Raw genomic sequence first — 20,563 nt, 5'->3', positions numbered from 1 at the left:
GCGGAGGAGCGTCCGGCGGGGGCGCATCCGCGGGCGGCGGCGGTGCCAGCGGCCCAGGACCACCGTTGAGCCACGGCGCGTCCAGCGGGGCGTCCATGCCCGCCGGCGTGGGGGCGGGCACCTCGCGCGGTGTGGCGCCCGACAGGGGGCCGCCGCACACGGGCCAGGCGCCCTTACCCTGGGTCGCCAGGACCCGCTCGGCGACCGCGATCTGCTGGTCCTTGGTGGCCAGTTCGGCCGACGGGGCGTACTGGCCACCGCCGTGCGCGGCCCAGGTGCTTGAGCTGAATTGCACACCGCCGTGGTAGCCGTTGCCGGTGTTGATGCCCCAGTTGCCGCCCGACTCGCAACGGGCTACTTGATCCCACTCGCCGTCGGTGGCCGCGGCCGCCTGCCCGGCAAGGGCGATGCTGCCGCCACCAAGTACCGCCCCCGTGAAGGCGATCTTGGCGACGCTGATGCTGGATGTGGTGGGCTTACGATGACGTCCACTCATACGCGCCGAAATATTCCTCTCGTGTGACGCGCCTGCGAGGTCAGCTGTCGGGTTCGGGTTGGAGAGGCTACCCGGCCAACGCCGTACTCCCGTGGGAGCCGGCGCCGGCTTCACCCCAAGGAGCCGCAAGCGGCTCCAGTCCGATCACGGTGGACCGGTGGGTCCCCCGCCTCCATCCACTTTCGGTTTCGCCCGCCTACTGGATGGAGCTCGGCGCGGTAGGCGGGAGGGAACGCCACTCGGTGGATTGACGAACCGTCGGAGACGCTAGCGGGTTCTGTTCGTCCCGTCACGTCTAGTGAAACCCGGCGTTTCCCTCACGGCCATCTGCGAAAAGCCCAGGAGCGAAAGGGATTTGCGCAGGTCATTCCACCCGAGATCGGAGCGTGATTGTGTCGTTATCGTTTCGTTACGTGAGCTATCTCACAGTTTCATCCGCCCGCGAAGGGCGGCAGAACATCGACCGTGTCACCGGGCCGTAACTCCGCGGTCTCGTCGCGAACGGCCATTCCGTCGCGCAGATACGAGCATCGGTTCAGCACGGTGGCGAGGCGGGATCCGCGAACGGCGAGCCGCTCAACCAGCCCGGCGACCGTGGTCCCGGGGCGCACCACCACCGTCTCCGCCTCGACCCCGGCAGCCGCGCGCGCGGCGGCGAAGTAGCGGACGGTCACCTGGATTCCCTCCGCTTCGGCCGGAGCTTCCATCGGCCTAGCCACCGATCGCGCTCATCGGGCGATCGGGCTGGACGAAGTCGGGATCGTTGATGCCGTGGCCGGCGGGCTTGCTCCACATCGCGCCGCGCCACGCCGCCTCGATCGCGTCGTCGTGCGCGCCGCCACGCAACAGGCCCCGGAGGTCGGTTTCGTCAGCGGAGAACAAGCAGCTGCGGATCTGGCCGTCGGCCGTGAGCCGGGTGCGATCACACGTCGAGCAGAAAGCGTGCGACACGGACGCGACGATGCCGAACTTTCCGCTCGGGGTGTTCGGCCCGGTGTCGACGAGCCAGAGCTCGGCCGGAGCCGAACCGCGCGGAGCCGGATCCGGCCGCAGCCGGAAGTGTGGCCGCAGCGTCGCCATGACATCGTCGGCGGTCATTGCGGCGCCACGGCGCCACTGATGCCCGGCGTCCAGCGGCATCTGCTCGATGACGCGCAGCTGATAGCCGCGCTCGAGGCAGAAGCGCAACAGCCCGACAATGTCGTCGCGTCCGGTCGCGGGGTCGAGCACCGCGTTGACCTTGACCGGCGTCAGGCCCGCCTCCTTGGCGGCCTCCAGGCCGTCCAGCACGTCGGCGAGCCGGTCCCGCCGGGTGATCGCCGCGAAGTGGTCCCGGTCCACGCTGTCCATCGACACGTTGACCCGATCCAGGCCCGCCTCGGCGAGCGCGGCCGCCCGCCGCGCCAGCCCCACCCCATTGGTGGTCAGCGAGATCTCGGGGCGGGGTTGCAGGCCTGCCGCCGCGGCGACGACCTCTTCGAGGTGGCGTGACAGCAAGGGCTCGCCACCGGTGAACCGCACGCTGGTGATGCCGAGCCGGGTGACGGCGATGTGCAACAGCCGCGCCAGTTCGTCGGGCCGCAGCAGTTGCTCTCCGGGCAGCCAGTCCAGGCCCTCGGCGGGCATGCAGTAGCTGCACCGCAGGTTGCAGCGATCGGTCAGCGAGACCCGCAGGTCGGTGGCGGCGCGCCCGTAGGTGTCCACCAGTGGGCCACTGGCCGGAACGTGTCGCGCCGCGGCGCCGCTGGTGCGGCCCGGCATCGTCGGTAGACCCAACGCCGTCAGCGTCATGCGGGCACCGCCCCGAAGCGGGCCGGAACGATCTCCTTGCCCAGCGGCATCAACGACACGGGGATCATCTTGAGGTTGGCCAGCGCCAGCGGAATACCGACGAGCGTGATCGCCATCGCCGCCGCGCTCGCCAGGTGACCGATCGCCAGCCACAGCCCAAAGAGCACTATCCAGACGACATTTCCGATGAGGGCGCCCGTCCCGGCGGTCGGCTTGTCGACGATCGTCCGGCCGAAAGGCCACAACGCGTACGACGCGATGCGCAGCGAGGCGAAGCCGAAGGGGATGGTGACGATGAGCAGGAAGCTGACAAGCGCCGCCAGCACGTATCCGGCGGCCATCCACAGGCCGCCGAACACGAGCCAGATGACGTTCAGGATCAGGCGCATATTTCCTCCAGCGGTACTGCCAGGGTACCGAGTGCCGGGTAACGGGGGTGCTCGGCAGGCGACCACCCGAGTAAGATCAGAATCCAACATGCGTCCTGCGCAGGCGGGACGCTTCTTGCGTTGCCCAACGTAGTGATCCGTCAGACAAGCAGGTGAGACCAGTGCCGACCGGCAAGGTTAAGTGGTACGACGCCGACAAGGGGTTTGGCTTTCTGTCGCAGGAGGACGGCGAGGACGTGTACGTCCGCTCGTCGGCGTTGCCCGAGGGGGTCGAGGGGCTCAAGGCCGGACAACGGGTGGAATTCGGCGTGGCGTCGGGCCGGCGCGGACCACAGGCGTTGACCCTCAAGCTGATCGATCCCCCGCCCAGCCTTTCCAAGACGCGGCGCGAGGCGCCGGTCGAGCACAAGCACAGCCCCGACGAGCTGCACGGGATGGTCGAAGACATGATCACGCTGCTGGAGGGCGCCGTGCAGCCGGAGTTGCGCAAAGGCCGCTACCCGGATCGCAAGACCGCCCGTCGGGTCTCCGAGGTGGTCAAGGCGGTGGCCCGGGAGCTCGACTCCTAACTGGGCGGTCGCCCGGAACGTACCCCTACGCGGCGAAGCTACCGGGTGGTAACTTCGACATTCATAGGCCACGGTATTCGGGCCGGCGCCGGGTACTCAAGCCTCGATGTGGGTCGTAGCGAGGAGGCGGCGATGGCACAGCAAGCGCAGGTCACCGAGGAGCAAGCCAGGGCCCTCGCCGAGGAATCTCGCGAAAGTGGTTGGGAAAAACCGTCGTTCGCCAAAGAACTCTTTCTTGGCCACTTTCCGCTCGAGCTCATTCATCCGTTTCCCAAGCCATCCCAGGCCGACGAAGAGCGCATCGGGGCCTTCCTCGGCCGGCTGCGCGAGTTGCTCGACGGCGTCGACGGCAGCGTCATCGAACGCGACGCGCAGATCCCGGATGAATACGTCAAGGGCCTGGCCCAACTGGGCTGCTTCGGGATGAAGATCCCCACCGAGTACGGCGGACTGGGCCTGTCGCAGGTCGCCTACAACCGGGCACTGGTGATGGTTTCGTCGGTGCACCCCAGCCTCGGAGCGCTGTTGTCGGCCCATCAGTCGATCGGAGTGCCCGAGCCGCTCAAACTCGCCGGGACCACCGAACAAAAGCAGAAGTTCCTGCCGCGCTGCGCCGCCGGTGCCGTCTCGGCGTTTCTGCTCACCGAGCCCGACGTCGGTTCCGACCCCGCGCGCCTGGCGTCGACGGCGACACCGGTCGAGGACGGGAAGGCGTACGAACTCGAGGGCGTGAAGCTGTGGACGACCAACGGTGTGGTCGCCGAGTTGCTGGTCGTCATGGCCCGCGTGCCCAAGAGCGACGGGCATCGCGGCGGCATCAGCGCGTTCGTCGTCGAGGCCGATTCGCCCGGGATCACCGTCGAGCGGCGCAACAAGTTCATGGGATTGCGCGGCATCGAGAACGGTGTGACCAGGCTGCACGGAGTCCGGGTTCCCGCCGAGAACCTGATCGGCCGGGAAGGCGACGGCCTGAAGATCGCACTGACCACGCTCAACGCCGGGCGGCTGTCGATCCCGGCCAGCGCGACGGGCTCGTCGAAGTGGGCGCTGAAGATAGCCCGCGAATGGTCCGGCGAGCGCGTGCAGTGGGGCAAGCCGCTCGCCAAACACGAAGCGGTGGCGAGCAAGATCTCGTTCATCGCCGCCACCACTTACGCGCTCGACGCGGTGCTCGAGCTGTCCGCCCAAATGTCCGACGAAGACCGCAACGACATCCGGATCGAGGCGGCGCTGGCCAAGTTGTGGTCCAGCGAAATGGCGTGTCGCATCGCCGACGAGCTCTTGCAGATCCGCGGCGGACGGGGCTACGAGACCGCGGAGTCCCTGGCCGCGCGCGGGGAGCGCGCGGTGCCCGCCGAGCAGGTGGTGCGCGACCTGCGGATCAACCGCATCTTCGAGGGATCCAGCGAGATCATGCGGCTGCTCATCGCGCGGGAGGCGGTCGATGCCCACCTGACCGCGGCGGGTGACCTCGCCAAGGCCGACACAGGCCTGCGGCAGAAGGCCGCCGCGGCCGTCGGCGCAAGCGGATTCTACGCAAAGTGGTTGCCACAGCTGGTGTTCGGCGAAGGCCAGCGGCCCACCGCGTACAGCGAGTTCGGGCCATTGGCGTCGCACCTGCGGTTCGTCGAACGCTCGACGCGCAAGCTGGCCCGCAACACCTTTTACGGGATGGCGCGCTGGCAGGCAAGGCTCGAGCAACGGCAGGGGTTCCTGGGCCGGATCGTCGACATCGGCGCGGAGCTGTTCGCGATGTCCGCGGCGTGCGTGCGCGCCGAGGGGCAACGGGCCGCGGACCCGATCGTCGGCCGACAGGCGTACGAGTTGGCCGAAACGTTCTGTGAGCAAGCGACGTTACGGGTGGAGGCGTTGTTCCAGGCCTTGTGGTCGAACACCGACAGCAGCGATGTCCGGCTGACCCACGACGTGCAGGAAGGCCACTACACCTGGCTGGAGGACGGCATCATCGATCAGTCGGAGGGCACCGGACCGTGGATCGCGAACTGGGAACCCGCCGCGTCGACCGAGGCGAATCTGGCCCGCCGATTCGTGACCTGAGTTCCCGGGCAGAATTGTCGCCATGGCCCCCTATGTAGCCCCGGCGGGCGAATTCACCCGCGACACCAACTACATCACCACCCGGATCACCGCCGACGGACGTGACGGCTACCCGGTGGAGCCCGGCCGGTATCGGCTTGTCGTGGCCCGCGCCTGCCCGTGGGCCAACCGCGCGATCATCGTGCGGCGGTTGCTGGGCCTGGAAAACGCTCTCTCCATTGGCTTTTGCGGCCCTACGCACGACGAACGCAGCTGGACGTTCGACTTGGACCCGGGTGGCGTCGACCCGGTGCTGCAGATCCCGCGGCTGCAGGACGCGTACTTCAAGCGCTTCCCCGACTACCCGAAGGGGATCACGGTCCCCGCGATCGTCGACGTGTCGACCGGCGCGGTGGTCACCAACGACTTCGCGCAAATGACCCTGGATCTCTCGACGGAGTGGACCGCCTACCATCGCGACGGCGCGCCCCAGCTATACCCCGAACCGCTGCGGGCCGAAATCGACGAGGTGAGCAAGAGGATCTACACCGAGATCAACAACGGCGTCTACCGTTGCGGCTTCGCCGGCTCGCAGCAGGCGTACGAGGCGGCGTACGACCGGCTGTTCACTGCGCTGGATTGGGTGAGCGATCGCCTCGCCGACCAGCGATACCTGGTGGGCGACACCATTACCGAGGCGGACGTGCGGCTGTTCACCACCCTGGCCCGGTTCGACCCGGTCTACCAGGGGCACTTCAAGTGCAATCGAAGCAAACTGTCCGAGATGCCGGTGCTATGGGCCTACGCGCGCGACCTGTTCCAGACGCCGGGCTTCGGCGACACCGTCGACTTCGTACAGATCAAGCAGCACTACTACATCGTGCACGCCGACATCAACCCCACGCGCATCGTGCCCAAGGGCCCGGACCTGTCCGGCTGGCTGACCCCGCACGGGCGAGAGGCTTTGGGCGGCAGGCCTTTCGGGGATGGCAGCCCGCCGGGGCGCCCCGTCGACGGCGAGCGGGTGCCCGCCGGCCACGGCGCTTGAGCTCTTTTTGTGCCGAGCGTCGACTTGTGGCGAGAAATCACGCGGTTTCGGCGCAACAACTCCACGTTCGGTCCGTCATACCGGGCCGCCCGCCGCGAGCAAGGCGCGATGGACGCGCGCAACGACGACGTCGGGTCGGTTACGGATCATCTCGGCGCTGACGCGGACCATCGCCCAGCTATGCGCCTCGAGGTCGGCCATTCGATCGATGTCCCGGCTTCGCTGCGCGGGATCGGTCCAATGGTGCGCGCCGTCGAATTCGACGCCGACCTTCCACTCCTCCCATCCCATATCAATGCGGGCCATCACCCAACCCCACTCGTTGAGCACCTCGATCTGGGTCTGGGGCCGTGGCAACCCGGCGCCTACGAGGGCTAGGCGGGTCTTCGTCTCGTACGGGGACTCCGAGCCCGCGTCGGCTAGGTGCAACGCTCGTCGTAACTGAATCAACCCGCGCGCGCCGCGATGCCGGTCGGCGACCAGCTCGATGTCAGCCGCCTTCACCCCGGTCGCATGCATGAGCGCGTCCAGCCTATTCACGGCCGCAGTCAGGCCTTTTCGTCTTCCGAGGTCGAATGCCGTGCGGGCCGGCGTGGTCATGCGAATGCCGTCGCGCACAGACGTTTCGTCGTCGTCCAGGGTGTCGCTGTGCACAATGATGCCGCGCGCTGTATCGCGGCTGGGACGGTTCAGCTCGGCCGGCAGCCAGTCGTCGATCCAAGCCGTGCGGTGCAACGCCGCAGCGGATAGCCCCGCCATGGCCGCGGTCCGCGCAGACCACAGCCAGGCGGCCACCGCGCGGGTTACGGGCGTCAACTTCTGGCCGCGACGGATGTAGACGTTGCGATGGACCATCTCGAAATCGGTCCGCAACCGATGCCGGTTGAGGACTCCGGCCGCGAGCGCGTCGGTGCCTCTGAATGGCCACTCCAAGATCTCCATGCGCACACGGTGCCGGTCGCCACCGACATCCGCGGTCCAACGTCGACTTGTGGCGAGAAATCACGCGGTTTCAGCGCAACAACTCCACGTTCGGCCGGCAATAAGTCAGGACGTCAGGCGCACTGACCATTCCGCGTGCGGGACGGCGCGGACCATGCTGGTGTCATTCGATTGGCCTTCGTCGACCACCAACGTCAGCAACTGCACGACGATCCCGGTCAGCCGCCCGCGCTGCGGGTCGACCGTAGGAATGGTCACCGCGAAGCGGCTGCCCGGCCGGAAAATGGTCATGGCGGTGTTGGCGGGATCCTCGTAAACCTGCAACAGCCGCCACGGCGCGCGCGCGATGGCCTCGGGGACCGAAAGTTGCACCGGGTAGCGCTCATTGAACGGGAGCTCGCCCTGGGTCTGCGGGGTCTGGCAGTCGTTGAGGTTGAGCACATTGCAGTACAGGTACGGCCCGACCCGGGTCAGGTGTCCGTGCGAGTAGGCGCTGATCTCGGGCTGCTGCGCGCCATGCTGCCGTACCAGCAGCCACGCTCCGACCCCGGCCCCGACGCACGCCAGCGCCACCAAGGCCGCGACGAGCATGACCGCACCGCGTTTCACTCAGGCACCGCCGCCGGCCTTCCGGAGCCCTGGCGCATGCCCTCCTGTTCGACCATGACGGGCCGATTGCCGCCGAGGCCGGGGATCAACGAGTTGCCGCGGAAGCTGACCAGAGTCTGCGCCAGGCCGAGGATGAGCAGGGCGCTGACGGCGGTGAAGCCGACCCACAGTTCGGTGTAGACAAGCACACCCAGCGCCCCGCCCAGCACCCACGCCAGCTGCAGCGTGGATTCGGATCTCCCGAATCCCGATGCGCGCGATTCCTCGGGCAGATCGTGTTGCAGCGAGGCATCGAGCGAGGCCTTGGCGATCGCACTGGACCCGGACGTGACCAGGGTGGCGATCACGGCCGCCATCAGGGTGCCCGCCACCGAAGCCGCCAGCGCGACCGCGCTCACCGCGACCGTGCAGCGCACCACCAGCACGGCCGGCCTGCCCAGCTTCAGGCGGGCGCTGGTGAAATTGCCCGCGAAGTTGCCGATCGCCGCTGCGGCGCCGATCACGCCCAGCATGGCCAGTTGTGCCCACCCGTTGGATTGATGCGCCTTGGCCACAAACGCGGGATACAAGAACAGGAAGCCGACCATCACCTTGATGGTGCAATTGCCCCAGAGCGAGGTGATGATGTTGCGGCCCAACGGTTGCCGAAGCGTCCCGCCCACCTTCTTGACCTCTTCGGGCCAGCCTCGCCGCGTCGGGCCGCTGTCGTTGCGATAGCTCAGGGTGGCCGGCACCTCACCGGCGGTCACCTCGACCCAGCGCGGGATCCGCATCGACAGCAGGGCGCCGGCGATGGTGACGGCGATGACGACGAACAACGCGCCGGGCAGCTTGAACAAATGGGTGCAGACGAATTCGACGCCGCCCGCGATCGCGCCGCCCGCGATCGTGCCGCCGAGGAGGCCGAACACGGTCAGCCGGGAGTTCACCCGCACCAGGTCGATGGTCGGCGGCATCACCCTCGGTGTCACCGCGCTGCGCAGCACGCTGAAGGACTTGGAGAGCACCATCATGGCCAGCGCGCACGGGTAGAGCACCATCGACGGGTAGCTGCCGGTGGTGCTGTCGTAGTTCGTGATCAGCAACACCGCCAGCGCGGTGCGCAGCGCGAAGGACAGCGCGAGGGCGACGCGCCGGCCGTGCTGGAGCCGGTCCAGCGCCGGACCGATGAGCGGCGCGATCACCGCGAACGGCGCGATGGTGATCAACAGGTACAGCGCCACCTTGGACTTGCTCTCCCCGCTGGCCGCGGCGAAGAACAGCGTGTTCGCCAGCGCGACGGCCATCGCGGCATCCACCGCGAAGTTGGCGACCACCGGCCACGTCAGGGCGGTCAGGCCGGACTTGTCGGCGCCGTCGGCGGTGGCGGCGCGCTGCACCATCCAGTACATGCGAGAACCCATTTCGCGGCTCCGCATCGCCGCGGCGCGGGTGACCGTGATGCGTTCACCGGCGGCGGGACCACGCGGGGGTGCGCCGCCACCGCGGTCGGGCTCGGGCTGCTCGCCCAGCGGCGGCAGGTAGCGGTTCGCGCTCGGCATCGACGGCGGACGGCGCGACCGGCCCCGGCCGGCGTCGTCGGCCGGGTAGTTGGCCATCCCCGGGTGCTGATTGGCCGATGCCGTGCCGTTCGGGCGGGGGTGGCGGCCCGGGTTGGAGGCCACCCGACCCCGAGCATTACGCCGCCGTCCGGACACGAATCAATTCTGTCTTATGCCGGCAGGCAACCGGGCGTGGCTCGCCAACCTTAGTATTAGAGACGCAGCGCAAGAGAGGGGACAGTGTGACAGGACCCGGGGAAGGGCTGGCGGAACCCGCCGCGACGACCGTGGCCGAGTCGCCCGACGAGTTGGCGGCGGTGCTCACGGGTGCCGCCGACCGGGCCAGGGCGGCCGTCGAGGAGTTCGCCGGCGCGGAGGCCGTCGGCGACTACCTGGGCGTCAGCCTCGAGGATCCCAACGCCGCGACCCACCGCTTCCTGGCGCATCTGCCCGGCTACCAGGGGTGGCAATGGGCGGCCGTCGTCGCCGCGCACCCGGGCGCCGACCACGCCACGATCAGCGAAGTGGTGCTGATCCCCGGACCGACGGCGCTGCTGGCGCCGGAGTGGGTGCCCTGGGACCAACGGGTGCGACCGGGCGACCTGAGCCCCGGGGACCTGCTGGCGCCCGTGGCGGACGACCCACGTTTGGTTCCGGGCTACACCGCCAGCGGTGACCCCGAGGTGGACGAGACCGCCGCCGAGATCGGGTTGGGCCGGCGCTGGGTCATGAGCGCGTGGGGCCGCGCCGAGGCGGCCGAGCGGTGGCACACCGGGGACCACGGTCCGGACTCGACGATGGCCCGGTCCACCAAGCGGATGTGCCGCGATTGTGGTTTTTTCCTGCCGCTGGCCGGTTCGCTGGGCGCGATGTTCGGGGTGTGCGGCAACGAATTGTCGGCCGACGGGCAGATCGTCGACAAGCAGTACGGTTGCGGCGCCCACTCGGACACACCCACCCCGGCCGGCACCGGCTCGCCCGCGTATGAGCCCTACGACGACGGCGTGCTCGACATCGCGGACAACCCGTCGCCGCCCGAACCACCCGAGCCGGAGGCTGCGGAGCCGGAGTCGCCGGAACCGGAGGCCGTGGAGCCGGAGGCCGTGGAGCCGGAGTCGCCGGAACCGGCCGACTAGCCGCGTTCGGCGGCGGCTTTGATGCTTGCGAGCGAGGCGTTCATCCCGTCGAGCAACTCGCGTTCGAAGTTCGCGGTCCCGCCCAGGAGCGCGTTCACCGTCAGGTTCGACAACGCGGTCACGCCGTTCTCGGCGTGACGGCTCTCGATCACCCGCGTGCCCTGGCCGCTGGGCTCGAGCTCGTAACTCCAAATGGTGTGGTTGAGGTCGACCCGGAACGCGAGCCTCTTCTCGGGGACGACTTCGACAACCGTGCAGGTGGTGGGCCAGAACATGCGGTTGCGACGGTTGAGGTTCAGGGTGCGGGTGCCCGCGCGGAGCCGCCCCAAGGGCCTCATCCACCGACACTGCGGGCTCCACTCCGGCATCCGCCGGAAATCGGATATCAAAGCCCAGACTTTCGATGTGGGCGCGTCGATGTCGATTTGCGTCTGCAGAAGCGGGGCGACCATGGTTTCCTCCCGGGGCGGCGAATCTATTGGCGGTCGAGGTACGTTTCCAGCCCGGTCTGCGCGCCGCGGGCGCCCCGGCGGGCGGCGGCAAGCTGCAGCACGAAGATGCTGGTCCCGATCACCCCGACCCCCAGCCCGCCCAGCGTCACCGGGCGCCAACTGTGCAGGGCGGGCACGAGGAACGCGAGCGCCGCGCCGATCAGCCAGCCCAGGAACCCGACCACGACGACGGGCCAGACCTCGAGCAGCGCCCGCGGCAGGGGTGGCGCCTCGGGGCCCGGGCCGGGTTGGACAGACATCGCGACCAACATAACCCGGTGGCGCGGAGCCCCGAAAGCTGCCCGAACGCAGGTAAGGACCAAAGTCCGCGGATGGCGGCTTGGTATCCCGCATCCGTTGCGTTCCGTGTAACCTCGCGCCATGCCTGACAGCGACGCCCGGCTGGCCAGCGACCTGTCGCTGGCGGTGATGCGGCTGGCCCGCCAACTGCGGTTCCGCAACCCGTCATCGCCGGTGTCGCTGTCCCAGCTGTCGGCGCTGGCGACCCTGGCCAACGAGGGCGCGATGACCCCCGGCGCCCTGGCGATTCGCGAGCGTGTGCGACCGCCATCGATGACCCGGGTGATCGCCTCGCTGGCCGAGATGGGTTTGGTAGACCGCGTCCCGCACCCGGTCGACGGAAGGCAGGTCCTCGTCTCGGTCTCCGAGTCCGGCGCCGAGCTGGTCAAGGCGAACCGTCGCGCGCGCCAGGAGTGGCTGGCCAAGCGCCTGGCGACACTGGACGGCGAGCAGCGGGAAACCCTGCGCGAGGCCGCCGATCTGATGCTGGCGCTGGTCGACGAAAGCCCGTGACCGGCGGCTTGGATGTTCAGGACATCACCGATCCCGGCGACCCGCGCCTCGACGATTTCCGCGACCTGAACAGTGTCGATCGCCGTCCCGATCTGCCGACCGGCAAAGGGCTGGTGATCGCCGAAGGCGTACTGGTCGTGCAGCGCATGCTGACCTCCCGATTCACCCCGCACGCCCTACTGGGCACCGACCGCCGGCTGTCCGAGCTCAAGGACGATTTGACCGGTTCTGCGGCGCCGTTCTACCGAACGTCGGCCGAGGTGATGGCGCAAGTGGTCGGCTTCCACCTCAATCGCGGCGTGCTCGCTGCGGCCAGGAGGGTGCCGGAACCCAGCGTCGCCCAGGTCGTCGAGTCCGCCCGCACCGTCGTCGTCCTCGAGGGGGTCAACGACCACGAGAACCTGGGCTCGATTTTTCGCAACGCAGCCGGGCTGGCCGTGGACGCGGTGGTATTCGGCAGCGGGTGCGCCGACCCGCTCTACCGTCGCGCCGTGCGGGTGTCGATGGGGCACGCGTTGCTGGTGCCCTACGCGCGGGCAGCCAGCTGGCCTCACGACCTTCTGTTGTTGAAGGAGACCGGATTTCGGCTCATGGCGATGACGCCGCAGCGCGAGGCGTATGCGCTGGCGGAGGCGATGGCCGCGGCCGTCGACGAGCGTGTCGCGGTGCTGGTAGGCGCCGAGGGGCCCGGGCTGACGACGGCGACCCTGCGGCTCAGCGATGTGCCGGTGCGCGTGCCGATGTCGCGCGGCACCGACTCGCTGAACGTCGCCACCGCAGCGGCCCTGGCGTTCTACGAGCGGGCTAGGCTCACGTGGTGAGCGACGAGTCCGTCCCCTGGGCAACGGGTTTGACCGTCTCCGCGTTCGTCGCCGCCGTGACCGGCGCCGCGGTCGTGGTGCTCAGCCTCGGCCTGATCCGAGTGCATCCGCTGCTGGCGGTCGGCCTCAACGCCGTGGCGGCGGGCGGTCTGGCGCCGACGTTGTGGGGCTGGCGGCGCACCCTGGTGCTGCGGTGGTTTGTACTGGGCGCGGCCGTGGGGGTCGCCGGCGCGTGGCTGACGCTGCTGGCGATGACGGTCGGGTAGCTGGCTAGCGATGCCCGCCTGAGCGCACCCCGAGCAGCACGTCCTCCCAGGCCGGAATGACCGGCTTGCCCCGCCGGGTGTGCACCGGCTGTTCGGGTGGCGCGCCGGCTGGCGCCGGTTCCGTAGTTTCGGCTGCGGAAGCGGGCGCTTCCGCAGGCTCGAAGTCGAGGCGGGCCACCCGGGCGAGAGGCCGCAGCGGGCGCTCGAACTCCGGGTCGATCAGCTCGCTGGCCGCATCGTCGATCGCCGTGACCGTTCCGCCGTGGGCGCCGGGGGCGAAGCTGAAGTGCGCGATGTTGTCCGAGCGCCCGGCCTTCCAGGCGAGCTGCACCGTCCAGCGGCCGTCTTCGGTGCGCCACGCGTCCCAGCTGAGCCGGTCGGGTTCGAGGCCGCGTGCCACCAGTGCGGTGCTGACGGTCTCCAGCAGCGTGAGCACGGCGGGCCCGTCGGCGAGCATCGGGTGCGCGGCGGTTGCCAGTTCGGCGGCGCGAGCGCGCTCCAGCAACACCGGGTGAGCAAAGCGGCGGATCCGGGAAATGTCGGAGCCCGACGCCGTGGCCACCTGATCGACGGACGCACCCGCGCGAATCCGGGCCTGAATCTCTTTGGGGCTCAACATATTGGTGACTTGCATGTCGAGTGGCGGCTGCTCCGGCTGTCGCGAGTCGTCGCGGAGGGCGGCCCGGAGTTTGTCGTCGGCCACCAGCTTGAACCGCTCTGCGGGGTCATCACCCTCGCAGATGATGTATTTGCTCTCGTCATCGAGACCAACCACTTTGAGTTCCCGCATGGCTTCTCCTCGGAGGCTCCGCGCCGGTCAGCGACGGACCCCTCGGGTCCGCACTCTAGTGCAGCTAACCCCGGTAACCCGCTCTGACACGCTGGCGGGTTGCGGGCTGATGACGCGGAAGTTAAAGCCGCTCGACGACCCAGTCGACGCACTGGGTCAGGGCGCTGATGTCGTCGGGGTCGACGGCGGGGAACATCGCCACCCGCAACTGGTTGCGGCCCAGTTTGCGGTAGGGCTCGGTGTCGACGATGCCGTTGGCCCGGAGCGTCTTGGCGACGGTCGCGGCGTCGACCTCGTCGACGAAGTCGATCGTGCCCACCACCTGAGACCGCAACGCGGGATCGGCGACGAACGGCGTGGTGTACGGCCGCTCCTCGGCCCACGAGTACAACCGCTGCGAGGAGTCCGCCGTGCGCTTGACCGCCCAGTCGAGGCCGCCGTTGCCCAGCATCCAGTCCAGCTGTTCGGCCATCAGCGCCAGGGTGCCGATCGCCGGGGTGTTGTACGTCTGATTCTTCACGCTGTTTTCCACGGCTATCGGCAGCGACAGAAAGTCGGGAACCCAGCGACCGGAGGACGCGATGGACTCGACGCGGGCCAGCGCGGCCGGGCTCATGACGGCCAGCCACAGCCCGCCGTCACTGGCGAAGTTCTTCTGCGGCGAGAAGTAATAGGCGTCCGCCTGGGTGATGTCGACCGGCAGGCCGCCTGCGCCCGAGGTCGCGTCGATGAGGACCAGCGCGTCATCCGAGCCGGCGGGGCGGTGGATCGGCACCGCGACCCCGGTCGATGTCTCGTTGTGCGCCCACGCGATCGCATCGACCGACGGGTCCGCTTGCGGTTCCGGGGCGGTGCCGGGATCCGACTTGATGACGATGGGGTCGCCGACGAACGGGTTCTTGGCGACCGAGGAGGCGAACTTGGCGCTGAACTCGCCGAAGGAGAGGTGCAGCGACCGCTTGTCGATCAGCCCGAACGCGGCGGCATCCCAGAACGCCGTCGCGCCGCCGTTGCCCAGAATGACCTCATACCCGTCGGGCACGGAGAACAGCTCGGCAATCCCCGAGCGAACCCGGCCCACCAGATCCTTGACCGGAGCTTGGCGGTGCGACGTGCCGAACAACGGCGCGGCGGTGGTGGTCAACGCTTTCAGCTGTTCGGGCCTGACCTTGGAGGGGCCGCAGCCGAAGCGGCCGTCGCGGGGTTTGATGTCGGAGGGGATGTCGAGCCGGTCAGCCATGTCAGCCAGCCTAGTGAGCGATCCGGGCGCGGCGGCGCCGTGGGCTGATGTGGGCGGCCGGGGTGTGAGCCGCGCCACACGGATCGCGTGACCACCGGTCAGGCCACAGTGCCTCTTACGGGTCTAGAAAATATCCGGTACCTGCGGTACTGTCTGGACATTGCACGTCCAAATGTAAACCTCGGTGGGGAGGCTTGGAATGGACAAGACGCGAATAGTCCGGCGCTGGCGACGCAACATGGAAGTGCGCGACGACGCCGAGTACATGAACATGCTTGCCACACTGTCCGAGGGGTCGGTGCGGCGAAACTTCAATCCCTACACCGACATCGACTGGGAGTCACCGGAATTCGCGGTCACCGAGGACGACCCGCGGTGGATCCTGCCGCTGACTGACCCGCTGGGGCGGCATCCCTGGTACCAGGCCCAGTCCGACGAGCGCAAGATCAAGATCGGCATGTGGCGCCAGGCCAACGTGGCCAAGGTGGGGCTGCACTTCGAGTCGATCCTGATCCGCGGCCTGATGAACTACACGTTCTGGGTGCCCAACGGGTCGCCCGAATACCGCTACTGCCTGCACGAATCGGTCGAAGAGTGCAACCACACCATGATGTTCCAGGAGATGGTGAACCGCATCGGCGCCGACGTCCCGGGCATGCCGCGGATGCTCAAGTGGCTCTCGCCGCTGGTTCCGCTGGTCGCGGGCCCGCTGCCGGTGGCGTTTTTCATCGGTGTGCTCGCCGGCGAGGAGCCCATCGACCACACGCAGAAAAACGTGCTGCGCGAAGGCAAGTCGCTGCACCCGATCATGGAGCGGGTGATGGCCATCCACGTGGCCGAGGAGGCCCGACACATCTCGTTCGCGCACGAATTCCTGCGCAGGCGATTGCCGGAGCTGACTGCGCGGCAACGGTTCTGGACGGCGCTGTACCTGCCGCTGACCATGAAGATGTTGTGCCGGGCAATTGTGGTGCCGCCCAAGGCTTTCTGGCGCGAGTTCGACATTCCGCGCGAGGTCAAGAAGGAACTTTTCTTCCGATCCCCGGAATCGCGCAAGTGGTTGAGCGACATGTTTGGTGATGTCCGGATGCTGGCCAACGACACCGGCCTGATGGAAACGCGGTCCGCCCGGTTGATGTGGCGCCTCTGCAAGATCAATGGCAAGCCGTCGCGCTACCGCAGCGAGCCGCAGCGCCAGCACCTCGCCGCCGCCCCGGCCGCATAGGACTGCGCGGGTTTCTTTATGCCGCACGTTATTACCCAGTCGTGCTGCAACGACGGGTCCTGTGTTTTCGCGTGCCCGGTGAATTGCATCCACCCGTCACCGGACGAGCCGGGGTTTGCGACATCGGAGATGCTCTACATCGATCCCGTGGCGTGCGTGGACTGCGGCGCGTGCGTGAGCGCGTGCCCAGTCGGCGCCATCGCGCCCGACACCCGGCTGGACAGCAAGCAGCTGCCGTTCGTCGAGATCAACGCGTCCTTCTACCCGGCGCGGCCCGAGGGCGAGAAGCTGCCGCCCACCTCGAAGCTGGCCCCGGTGATCCCCGCCGCCGAGGTGCGCGCCCGCCGTCGGCCATTGACCGTGGCGATTGTCGGCTCGGGCCCCGCGGCGATGTACGCGGCCGACGAGCTGCTCACCCAACATGGCGTGCGGGTCAACGTCTTTGAGAAGCTGCCGACGCCCTACGGCCTGGTGCGCGCCGGGGTGGCGCCCGACCACCAGAACACCAAAAGGGTCACCCGGCTTTTCGACCGGATATCCGGCCACCGGCACTTCCGCTTCTACCTGAACGTCGAGATCGGCAGGCACCTGAGTCACGCGGATCTGCTGGCCCACCATCACGCCGTGGTGTATGCGGTGGGTGCACCCGATGATCGGCGCCTGGGCATCGACGGCATGGGTCTGCCTGGCACCGGCACAGCCACCGAGTTGGTCGCGTGGCTCAACGGGCATCCCGAGTTCACCGATCTGCCAGTCGATCTCGGTCATGAACGGGTGGTGATCATCGGCAACGGCAACGTCGCTCTCGATGTGGCCCGCGTCCTGACGGCGGACCCCGACGACCTGGCCGGCACCGACATCTCCGACCATGCGCTCGAGGCGTTGCGGCGCTCCGCGGTGCGCGAAGTGGTGATCGCGGCCCGGCGCGGGCCGGCCCATTCGGCCTTCACGCTGCCCGAACTGATCGGGCTCACCGGCGCATCCGACGTCGTGCTCGACGCCGGCGACCATCTGCGGGTCGCAAGCGATCTCGCCGGCGTGTCCGACCAGCTGACCAAGAACAAGCTGGAGATCCTGAGCAAAGTGGGCGACGGTTCGGCGGCGGCGTCGGGCCCGCGTATCCGGCTGGCCTACGAGCTCACGCCGGAACGCGTGCTGGGGGAGACGCGCGCCACCGGCGTGGAGTTCACCGTCACCGGCACCGAGGAGGTGCGCCGCCTCGAGGCCGGCGTGGTGCTGACGTCGATCGGCTATCGCGGCAAGGAGATTCGTGGTCTCCCGTTCGACGAATCGGCGGCCGTCGTGCCCAACGGCGGCGGCCGTGTCGTGGACCCCGGCTCCGGGCGTCCGGTGCCCGGCGCCTACGTCGCGGGTTGGATCAAGCGCGGGCCGACCGGGTTCATCGGCACCAACAAGTCCTGCTCGCTGCAAACCGTCCAGGCCCTAGTGGCTGATTTCAATGCCGGCGATCTGACCGACCCGGCCGCCACGCCGGGCGCACTGGACGAGCTGGTGCGCGGGCGCCAGCCCGATGTCGTCGACTCCGCGGGATGGCGGGCGATCGACGCCGCGGAGATCGAGCGGGGCGGCCATGACGGGCGGCCGCGCAACAAATTCACCGATGTCGCCGACATGCTCGCGGTCGCCGCGGCGCCGCCGGCGCCGCCGCGGCGACACCGGCTGCTGGCCCGGCTGCTGGACTCTTAGCCCGGCTGCCCGGACATCGCGGCCGAGATCTCCTCCATGCTGACCTCGCGCACGGGCTGCCCCAGCGACCAGTGGTGGCCAAACGGGTCTGCGACGACGCCGTAACGGTCACCCCAGAACTGGTCGTCCAGCGGGGCCACCACCGTGGCGCCCGCCTCCAGCGCCTGCTGAAACTTCGCGTCGACGTCGGTGACCGTCAGGTGGATGGTGACGGGGGTGCCGCCCAGGGACTTGGGTGTCATCGACTTGCCGCCGCATGTTTCCGGGAAGTCGTCGTTGAGCATCACGGTGGAGCCGTTGATGTTCAGCGCGGCGTGGACCAACCTGCCGTCGGGACCGGGCACGCGGCCGAGCTCGACGGCGCCAAAGGCCTTGACGTAGAAGTCGATCGCGGCGGCGGCGTTGTCCACCACCAGGTGCGGGGACAGGGCGGGTTCGACGTTGATTGCCATGGTTCTCTCCTTGTCGGTGTCGGATGCCAGCCAGGCGGCAGCTGGCCCACGGTTATTGACTCGGCCCGCGACCCAAACTCATCGCGGCCGTCATCATTCAATCGCGGGGCACCGACAACGAGCGGACGCGAGCGTGACCGCAGTGCGAAATATTGAGCCGAACTTCGCGGCGGCGTTACGCTCGCGCGAATCAGGCGTCGGTGAGAACCCGGTCCCAGCCCTCGACGGCTTCCGGGCTGCGCGGGCTCGGGCCCACATAGATGGCCGAGGGGCGGACCAGCTTGCCGAGCCGTTTCTGCTCGAGGATGTGGGCGCACCACCCCGCCGTGCGTCCACAGGTGAACATCGCCGGCATCATGTTGGCCGGCACCCGCGCGAAGTCCAGGATGACCGCGGCCCAGAACTCGACGTTGGTCTCGATGGCCCGGTCCGGGCGCCGCTCGCGCAGCTCTGCCAGCGCGGCCTGCTCGAGCGCGACGGCGACCTCGTGGCGCGGGGCGCCCAGGCGCTCCGCGGCCGCCCGCAGCACGCGCGCCCGCGGGTCCTCGGCGCGGTAGACGCGGTGGCCGAATCCCATCAGCTTGTCGCCGCGGTCCAGGATTCCCTTGACCAGGCCGCGGGCGTCGCCGGTGCGCTCGACCTCTTCGAGCATCGGCAGCACCCTGGCCGGCGCCCCGCCGTGCAGCGGGCCGCTCATCGCCCCGATCGCCCCCGACAGCGAGGCGGCGACGTCCGCGCCGGTCGAGGCGATCACCCGCGCGGTGAACGTCGAGGCGTTCATGCCGTGCTCGGCGGCCGACACCCAGTAGGCGTCGATGGCCTCGACGTGCCGAGGGTCGGGCTCGCCCTGCCAGCGGGTCATGAATCGCGCTGTGACGGTTGGGCATTCGTCGATGACCCGCTGCGGCACGGCGGGCTGGTAGATGCCGCGGGCCGACTGTGCGACATAGGACAGGGCCATCACCGAGGCCCGGGCCAGCTGATCGCGGGCGGTGGCCTCGTCGGTGTCCAGCAGCGGCTTGTAGCCCCAGATGGGCGCCAGCATCGCCAGGCCCGCCTGCACGTCGACCCGCACGTCGCCGGTGTGGATGGGCAGTGGGAAGGGCTCGGCGGGCGGCAGCCCGTGACCGAACCTGCCGTCGACCAGCAACGCCCACACGTCACCGAAGGTGACCTGCTGAGTGACCAGGTCCTCGATATCCACGCCGCGGTAGCGCAGCGCACCGCCGTCTTTATCCGGTTCGGCAATTTCGGTGGTGAACGCCACCACGCCCTCCAGGCCGGGGACAAAGTTCTCGGGCACAGTCATACGGAAATTCTTGCACCCCGCCGCCGGGCGGACGCTACCGGCCGGTAGCAACCCCCGGTAGCGTTGGCGTAATGGCATTACCGGGCCCCGGAGCAGGCAAAGAGCACCTCGAGAGAATGCGCGTGGAGTACGGGTCGGTCGAGAAGGACGGCAGCCCGGACCTGGACGCGGACTGGCTGGCCGACGGGTGGCTCGCGCTGTTCCGTAGGTGGCTCGACGACGCCGAGCGCGCCGGCGTGGCCGAGCCCAACGCCATGGTGCTGGCAACCGTCTCCGGCGGCCGGCCGGTCAGCCGATCGGTGTTGTGCAAGAGCGCTGATGAGACCGGAATCACTTTCTTCACCAACTACGACTCCGACAAGGGCGCCGAGCTGGCCGCGACGCCGTACGCGTCGGCGACCTTCCCCTGGTTCCTGCTCGGACGGCAGATCCACATCCGCGGCCCGGTGAGCAAGGTGCACCCCCAGGTGACCCAGGACTACTGGGACATGCGGCCGCGCGGCTCCCAACTGGGCGCCTGGGCGTCGCACCAATCGCGGCCGATCGCGTCGCGCGCGGCGCTGCTGGACCAGCTCGCCGAGGTCACCGCGCGCTTCGCCGAATCGGAATCCGTCCCGGTGCCGCCCAACTGGGGCGGATACCTGCTCGCGCCCGAGGTGGTCGAATTCTGGCAGGGCCGGGAGAACCGGGTGCACAACCGGATTCGCGTCACCGACGCCCGGGTCGAGCGCCTCCAGCCCTGAACGCGCGGCGCGCGGCGCGGTGCTGCGGGCCGCGGTATGACACCCGTCACGTCGCAAATTCAGTGTCGCTTAACCGGCCGATGGCCGCGAGACCGGCGGACCCGACCCCGGGCAGGCGCGCCGTCCCGATAACGACTACCTTCACCTA

General features: G+C 68.9%; 23 protein-coding genes and 1 riboswitch. Of the genes, 10 read left to right on the top strand and 13 right to left on the bottom strand.

The genetic code is table 11. The features are described 5' to 3' along the window. From A5787_RS07870 to A5787_RS07855, 4 genes are all read right to left on the bottom strand, one after another. The coding region (locus A5787_RS07870; protein ID WP_197506984.1) for a transglycosylase family protein at nt 1-496 on the bottom strand (496 nt) is incomplete at its 3' end. 11 nt (nt 497-507) lie between these two features. Continuing rightward, nucleotides 508-722: riboswitch (cyclic di-AMP (ydaO/yuaA leader) on the bottom strand. A 205-nt stretch (nt 723-927) separates the two neighbouring features. After that, nucleotides 928-1,203, bottom strand: a complete 276-nt coding sequence (locus tag A5787_RS07865) for a MoaD/ThiS family protein (protein WP_066964162.1) — start codon at nt 1,201-1,203, stop codon at nt 928-930. Between the two features lie 4 nt (nt 1,204-1,207). After that, entirely contained in the window at nt 1,208-2,287 is a 1,080-nt protein-coding gene (gene moaA, locus A5787_RS07860; protein ID WP_066964159.1) for a GTP 3',8-cyclase MoaA, read from the bottom strand. Next, complete coding sequence (locus tag A5787_RS07855; RefSeq protein ID WP_066964156.1) at nt 2,284-2,676, bottom strand: YccF domain-containing protein; 393 nt, start codon at nt 2,674-2,676, stop codon at nt 2,284-2,286. The genes moaA and A5787_RS07855 overlap by 4 nt, the downstream gene beginning before the upstream one ends. A gap of 161 nt (nt 2,677-2,837) precedes the next feature. Between A5787_RS07855 and A5787_RS07850 the strand changes: the two genes are divergently transcribed. The 3 genes from A5787_RS07850 (at nt 2,838) to A5787_RS07840 (ending at nt 6,330) form a co-directional block, all read left to right on the top strand. Continuing rightward, the gene (locus A5787_RS07850; RefSeq protein ID WP_066964153.1) at nt 2,838-3,245 is read left to right on the top strand and encodes a cold-shock protein; all 408 of its coding nucleotides are present in this window, start codon (nt 2,838-2,840) and stop codon (nt 3,243-3,245) included. A 132-nt stretch (nt 3,246-3,377) separates the two neighbouring features. After that, nucleotides 3,378-5,303 (top strand): acyl-CoA dehydrogenase family protein, encoded by a 1,926-nt coding sequence (locus tag A5787_RS07845; RefSeq protein WP_066964150.1) that lies wholly within the window; start codon nt 3,378-3,380, stop codon nt 5,301-5,303. A 22-nt stretch (nt 5,304-5,325) separates the two neighbouring features. Continuing rightward, nucleotides 5,326-6,330, top strand: a complete 1,005-nt coding sequence (locus tag A5787_RS07840) for a glutathione S-transferase family protein (RefSeq protein WP_066964147.1) — start codon at nt 5,326-5,328, stop codon at nt 6,328-6,330. 75 nt (nt 6,331-6,405) lie between these two features. Here the strand turns inward: A5787_RS07840 and A5787_RS07835 are convergent, their stop codons facing one another. The 3 genes from A5787_RS07835 to A5787_RS07825 all read right to left on the bottom strand — a co-directional run bounded on the left by A5787_RS07835 (nt 6,406) and on the right by A5787_RS07825 (nt 9,545). Continuing rightward, nucleotides 6,406-7,272 carry an endonuclease domain-containing protein gene (locus tag A5787_RS07835; RefSeq protein WP_066964144.1) on the bottom strand — a complete coding sequence of 289 codons (867 nt, stop codon included), beginning with the start codon at nt 7,270-7,272 and terminating at the stop codon, nt 6,406-6,408. Between the two features lie 105 nt (nt 7,273-7,377). Beyond that, nucleotides 7,378-7,881: a DUF2771 domain-containing protein gene (locus A5787_RS07830; protein ID WP_369829091.1), complete on the bottom strand. Its 504-nt coding sequence runs from the start codon at nt 7,879-7,881 to the stop codon at nt 7,378-7,380. Then, nucleotides 7,878-9,545, bottom strand: a complete 1,668-nt coding sequence (locus A5787_RS07825; RefSeq protein WP_066964141.1) for an MFS transporter — start codon at nt 9,543-9,545, stop codon at nt 7,878-7,880. The genes A5787_RS07830 and A5787_RS07825 overlap by 4 nt, the downstream gene beginning before the upstream one ends. A gap of 119 nt (nt 9,546-9,664) precedes the next feature. On the opposite strand from A5787_RS07825, the gene A5787_RS07820 reads away from it, so the two are divergent. After that, nucleotides 9,665-10,558 carry a DUF3027 domain-containing protein gene (locus tag A5787_RS07820; RefSeq protein ID WP_066964139.1) on the top strand — a complete coding sequence of 298 codons (894 nt, stop codon included), beginning with the start codon at nt 9,665-9,667 and terminating at the stop codon, nt 10,556-10,558. On the opposite strand, the gene A5787_RS07815 is transcribed toward A5787_RS07820, so the two are convergent. Both A5787_RS07815 and A5787_RS07810 read right to left on the bottom strand, forming a co-directional pair. Next, nucleotides 10,555-11,010: an SRPBCC family protein gene (locus A5787_RS07815; protein WP_066964136.1), complete on the bottom strand. Its 456-nt coding sequence runs from the start codon at nt 11,008-11,010 to the stop codon at nt 10,555-10,557. The two genes, A5787_RS07820 and A5787_RS07815, sit on opposite strands and share 4 nt — an antisense overlap. Nucleotides 11,011-11,033: 23 nt before the next feature. Next, nucleotides 11,034-11,309: a DUF2530 domain-containing protein gene (locus tag A5787_RS07810; protein ID WP_066964167.1), complete on the bottom strand. Its 276-nt coding sequence runs from the start codon at nt 11,307-11,309 to the stop codon at nt 11,034-11,036. Nucleotides 11,310-11,430: 121 nt separating this feature from the next. Here A5787_RS07810 and A5787_RS07805 point away from each other — a divergent pair, with 121 nt between their 5' ends. The 3 genes from A5787_RS07805 to A5787_RS07795 are packed head-to-tail and all read left to right on the top strand — an operon-like array spanning nt 11,431 to nt 12,949. Next, a complete protein-coding gene (locus tag A5787_RS07805) occupies nt 11,431-11,862 on the top strand; it encodes a MarR family transcriptional regulator (RefSeq protein ID WP_066964133.1) in 432 nt (143 codons plus the stop codon). Then, nucleotides 11,859-12,683: an RNA methyltransferase gene (locus A5787_RS07800; RefSeq protein ID WP_066964130.1), complete on the top strand. Its 825-nt coding sequence runs from the start codon at nt 11,859-11,861 to the stop codon at nt 12,681-12,683. The genes A5787_RS07805 and A5787_RS07800 overlap by 4 nt, the downstream gene beginning before the upstream one ends. Next, a complete protein-coding gene (locus A5787_RS07795) occupies nt 12,680-12,949 on the top strand; it encodes a DUF2537 domain-containing protein (RefSeq protein WP_066964164.1) in 270 nt (89 codons plus the stop codon). The genes A5787_RS07800 and A5787_RS07795 overlap by 4 nt, the downstream gene beginning before the upstream one ends. 4 nt (nt 12,950-12,953) lie before the next feature. Here the strand turns inward: A5787_RS07795 and sepH are convergent, their stop codons facing one another. Both sepH and serC read right to left on the bottom strand, forming a co-directional pair. Next, nucleotides 12,954-13,739 (bottom strand): septation protein SepH, encoded by a 786-nt coding sequence (gene sepH, locus A5787_RS07790; protein WP_066964127.1) that lies wholly within the window; start codon nt 13,737-13,739, stop codon nt 12,954-12,956. Nucleotides 13,740-13,860: 121 nt separating this feature from the next. Beyond that, nucleotides 13,861-14,979 (bottom strand): phosphoserine transaminase, encoded by a 1,119-nt coding sequence (gene serC, locus A5787_RS07785; protein ID WP_066964125.1) that lies wholly within the window; start codon nt 14,977-14,979, stop codon nt 13,861-13,863. Between the two features lie 199 nt (nt 14,980-15,178). Between serC and A5787_RS07780 the strand changes: the two genes are divergently transcribed. Together A5787_RS07780 and A5787_RS07775 are read left to right on the top strand one after the other, a co-directional pair. Further along, nucleotides 15,179-16,204 (top strand): diiron oxygenase, encoded by a 1,026-nt coding sequence (locus A5787_RS07780; RefSeq protein ID WP_066964122.1) that lies wholly within the window; start codon nt 15,179-15,181, stop codon nt 16,202-16,204. A gap of 18 nt (nt 16,205-16,222) precedes the next feature. Then, nucleotides 16,223-17,911, top strand: a complete 1,689-nt coding sequence (locus tag A5787_RS07775) for an FAD-dependent oxidoreductase (protein WP_066964120.1) — start codon at nt 16,223-16,225, stop codon at nt 17,909-17,911. On the opposite strand, the gene A5787_RS07770 is transcribed toward A5787_RS07775, so the two are convergent. Both A5787_RS07770 and A5787_RS07765 read right to left on the bottom strand, forming a co-directional pair. Beyond that, nucleotides 17,908-18,363 (bottom strand): VOC family protein, encoded by a 456-nt coding sequence (locus tag A5787_RS07770; protein ID WP_066964117.1) that lies wholly within the window; start codon nt 18,361-18,363, stop codon nt 17,908-17,910. The two genes, A5787_RS07775 and A5787_RS07770, sit on opposite strands and share 4 nt — an antisense overlap. 190 nt (nt 18,364-18,553) lie before the next feature. After that, complete coding sequence (locus tag A5787_RS07765) at nt 18,554-19,672, bottom strand: citrate synthase 2 (protein WP_066964114.1); 1,119 nt, start codon at nt 19,670-19,672, stop codon at nt 18,554-18,556. Between the two features lie 116 nt (nt 19,673-19,788). Between A5787_RS07765 and pdxH the strand changes: the two genes are divergently transcribed. After that, nucleotides 19,789-20,415: a pyridoxamine 5'-phosphate oxidase gene (gene pdxH / locus A5787_RS07760; protein ID WP_066964112.1), complete on the top strand. Its 627-nt coding sequence runs from the start codon at nt 19,789-19,791 to the stop codon at nt 20,413-20,415. The last annotated feature ends 148 nt before the right edge of the window (nt 20,416-20,563 follow it).

Source organism: Mycobacterium sp. 852002-50816_SCH5313054-b (assembly GCF_001667185.1).
GTDB lineage: Bacteria > Actinomycetota > Actinomycetes > Mycobacteriales > Mycobacteriaceae > Mycobacterium.
The sequence above is the reverse complement of the archived record's forward strand: the minus strand, read 5'-3'. Positions and strand labels throughout refer to the sequence as shown.

Excerpts from the sequence above, each read along its gene's own strand:
- A5787_RS07865 (WP_066964162.1), bottom strand. The coding sequence starts at position 1,203 with ATGGAAGCTCCGGCCGAAGCGGAGGGAATCCAGGTGACCGTCCGCTAC.
- moaA (WP_066964159.1), bottom strand. The coding sequence starts at position 2,287 with ATGACGCTGACGGCGTTGGGTCTACCGACGATGCCGGGCCGCACCAGC.
- A5787_RS07855 (WP_066964156.1), bottom strand. The coding sequence starts at position 2,676 with ATGCGCCTGATCCTGAACGTCATCTGGCTCGTGTTCGGCGGCCTGTGG.
- A5787_RS07845 (WP_066964150.1), top strand. The coding sequence starts at position 3,378 with ATGGCACAGCAAGCGCAGGTCACCGAGGAGCAAGCCAGGGCCCTCGCC.
- A5787_RS07840 (WP_066964147.1), top strand. The coding sequence starts at position 5,326 with ATGGCCCCCTATGTAGCCCCGGCGGGCGAATTCACCCGCGACACCAAC.
- A5787_RS07835 (WP_066964144.1), bottom strand. The coding sequence starts at position 7,272 with ATGGAGATCTTGGAGTGGCCATTCAGAGGCACCGACGCGCTCGCGGCC.
- A5787_RS07815 (WP_066964136.1), bottom strand. The coding sequence starts at position 11,010 with ATGGTCGCCCCGCTTCTGCAGACGCAAATCGACATCGACGCGCCCACA.
- A5787_RS07810 (WP_066964167.1), bottom strand. The coding sequence starts at position 11,309 with ATGTCTGTCCAACCCGGCCCGGGCCCCGAGGCGCCACCCCTGCCGCGG.
- A5787_RS07805 (WP_066964133.1), top strand. The coding sequence starts at position 11,431 with ATGCCTGACAGCGACGCCCGGCTGGCCAGCGACCTGTCGCTGGCGGTG.
- sepH (WP_066964127.1), bottom strand. The coding sequence starts at position 13,739 with ATGCGGGAACTCAAAGTGGTTGGTCTCGATGACGAGAGCAAATACATC.
- serC (WP_066964125.1), bottom strand. The coding sequence starts at position 14,979 with ATGGCTGACCGGCTCGACATCCCCTCCGACATCAAACCCCGCGACGGC.
- A5787_RS07780 (WP_066964122.1), top strand. The coding sequence starts at position 15,179 with ATGGACAAGACGCGAATAGTCCGGCGCTGGCGACGCAACATGGAAGTG.
- A5787_RS07775 (WP_066964120.1), top strand. The coding sequence starts at position 16,223 with ATGCCGCACGTTATTACCCAGTCGTGCTGCAACGACGGGTCCTGTGTT.
- A5787_RS07770 (WP_066964117.1), bottom strand. The coding sequence starts at position 18,363 with ATGGCAATCAACGTCGAACCCGCCCTGTCCCCGCACCTGGTGGTGGAC.
- A5787_RS07765 (WP_066964114.1), bottom strand. The coding sequence starts at position 19,672 with ATGACTGTGCCCGAGAACTTTGTCCCCGGCCTGGAGGGCGTGGTGGCG.
- pdxH (WP_066964112.1), top strand. The coding sequence starts at position 19,789 with ATGCGCGTGGAGTACGGGTCGGTCGAGAAGGACGGCAGCCCGGACCTG.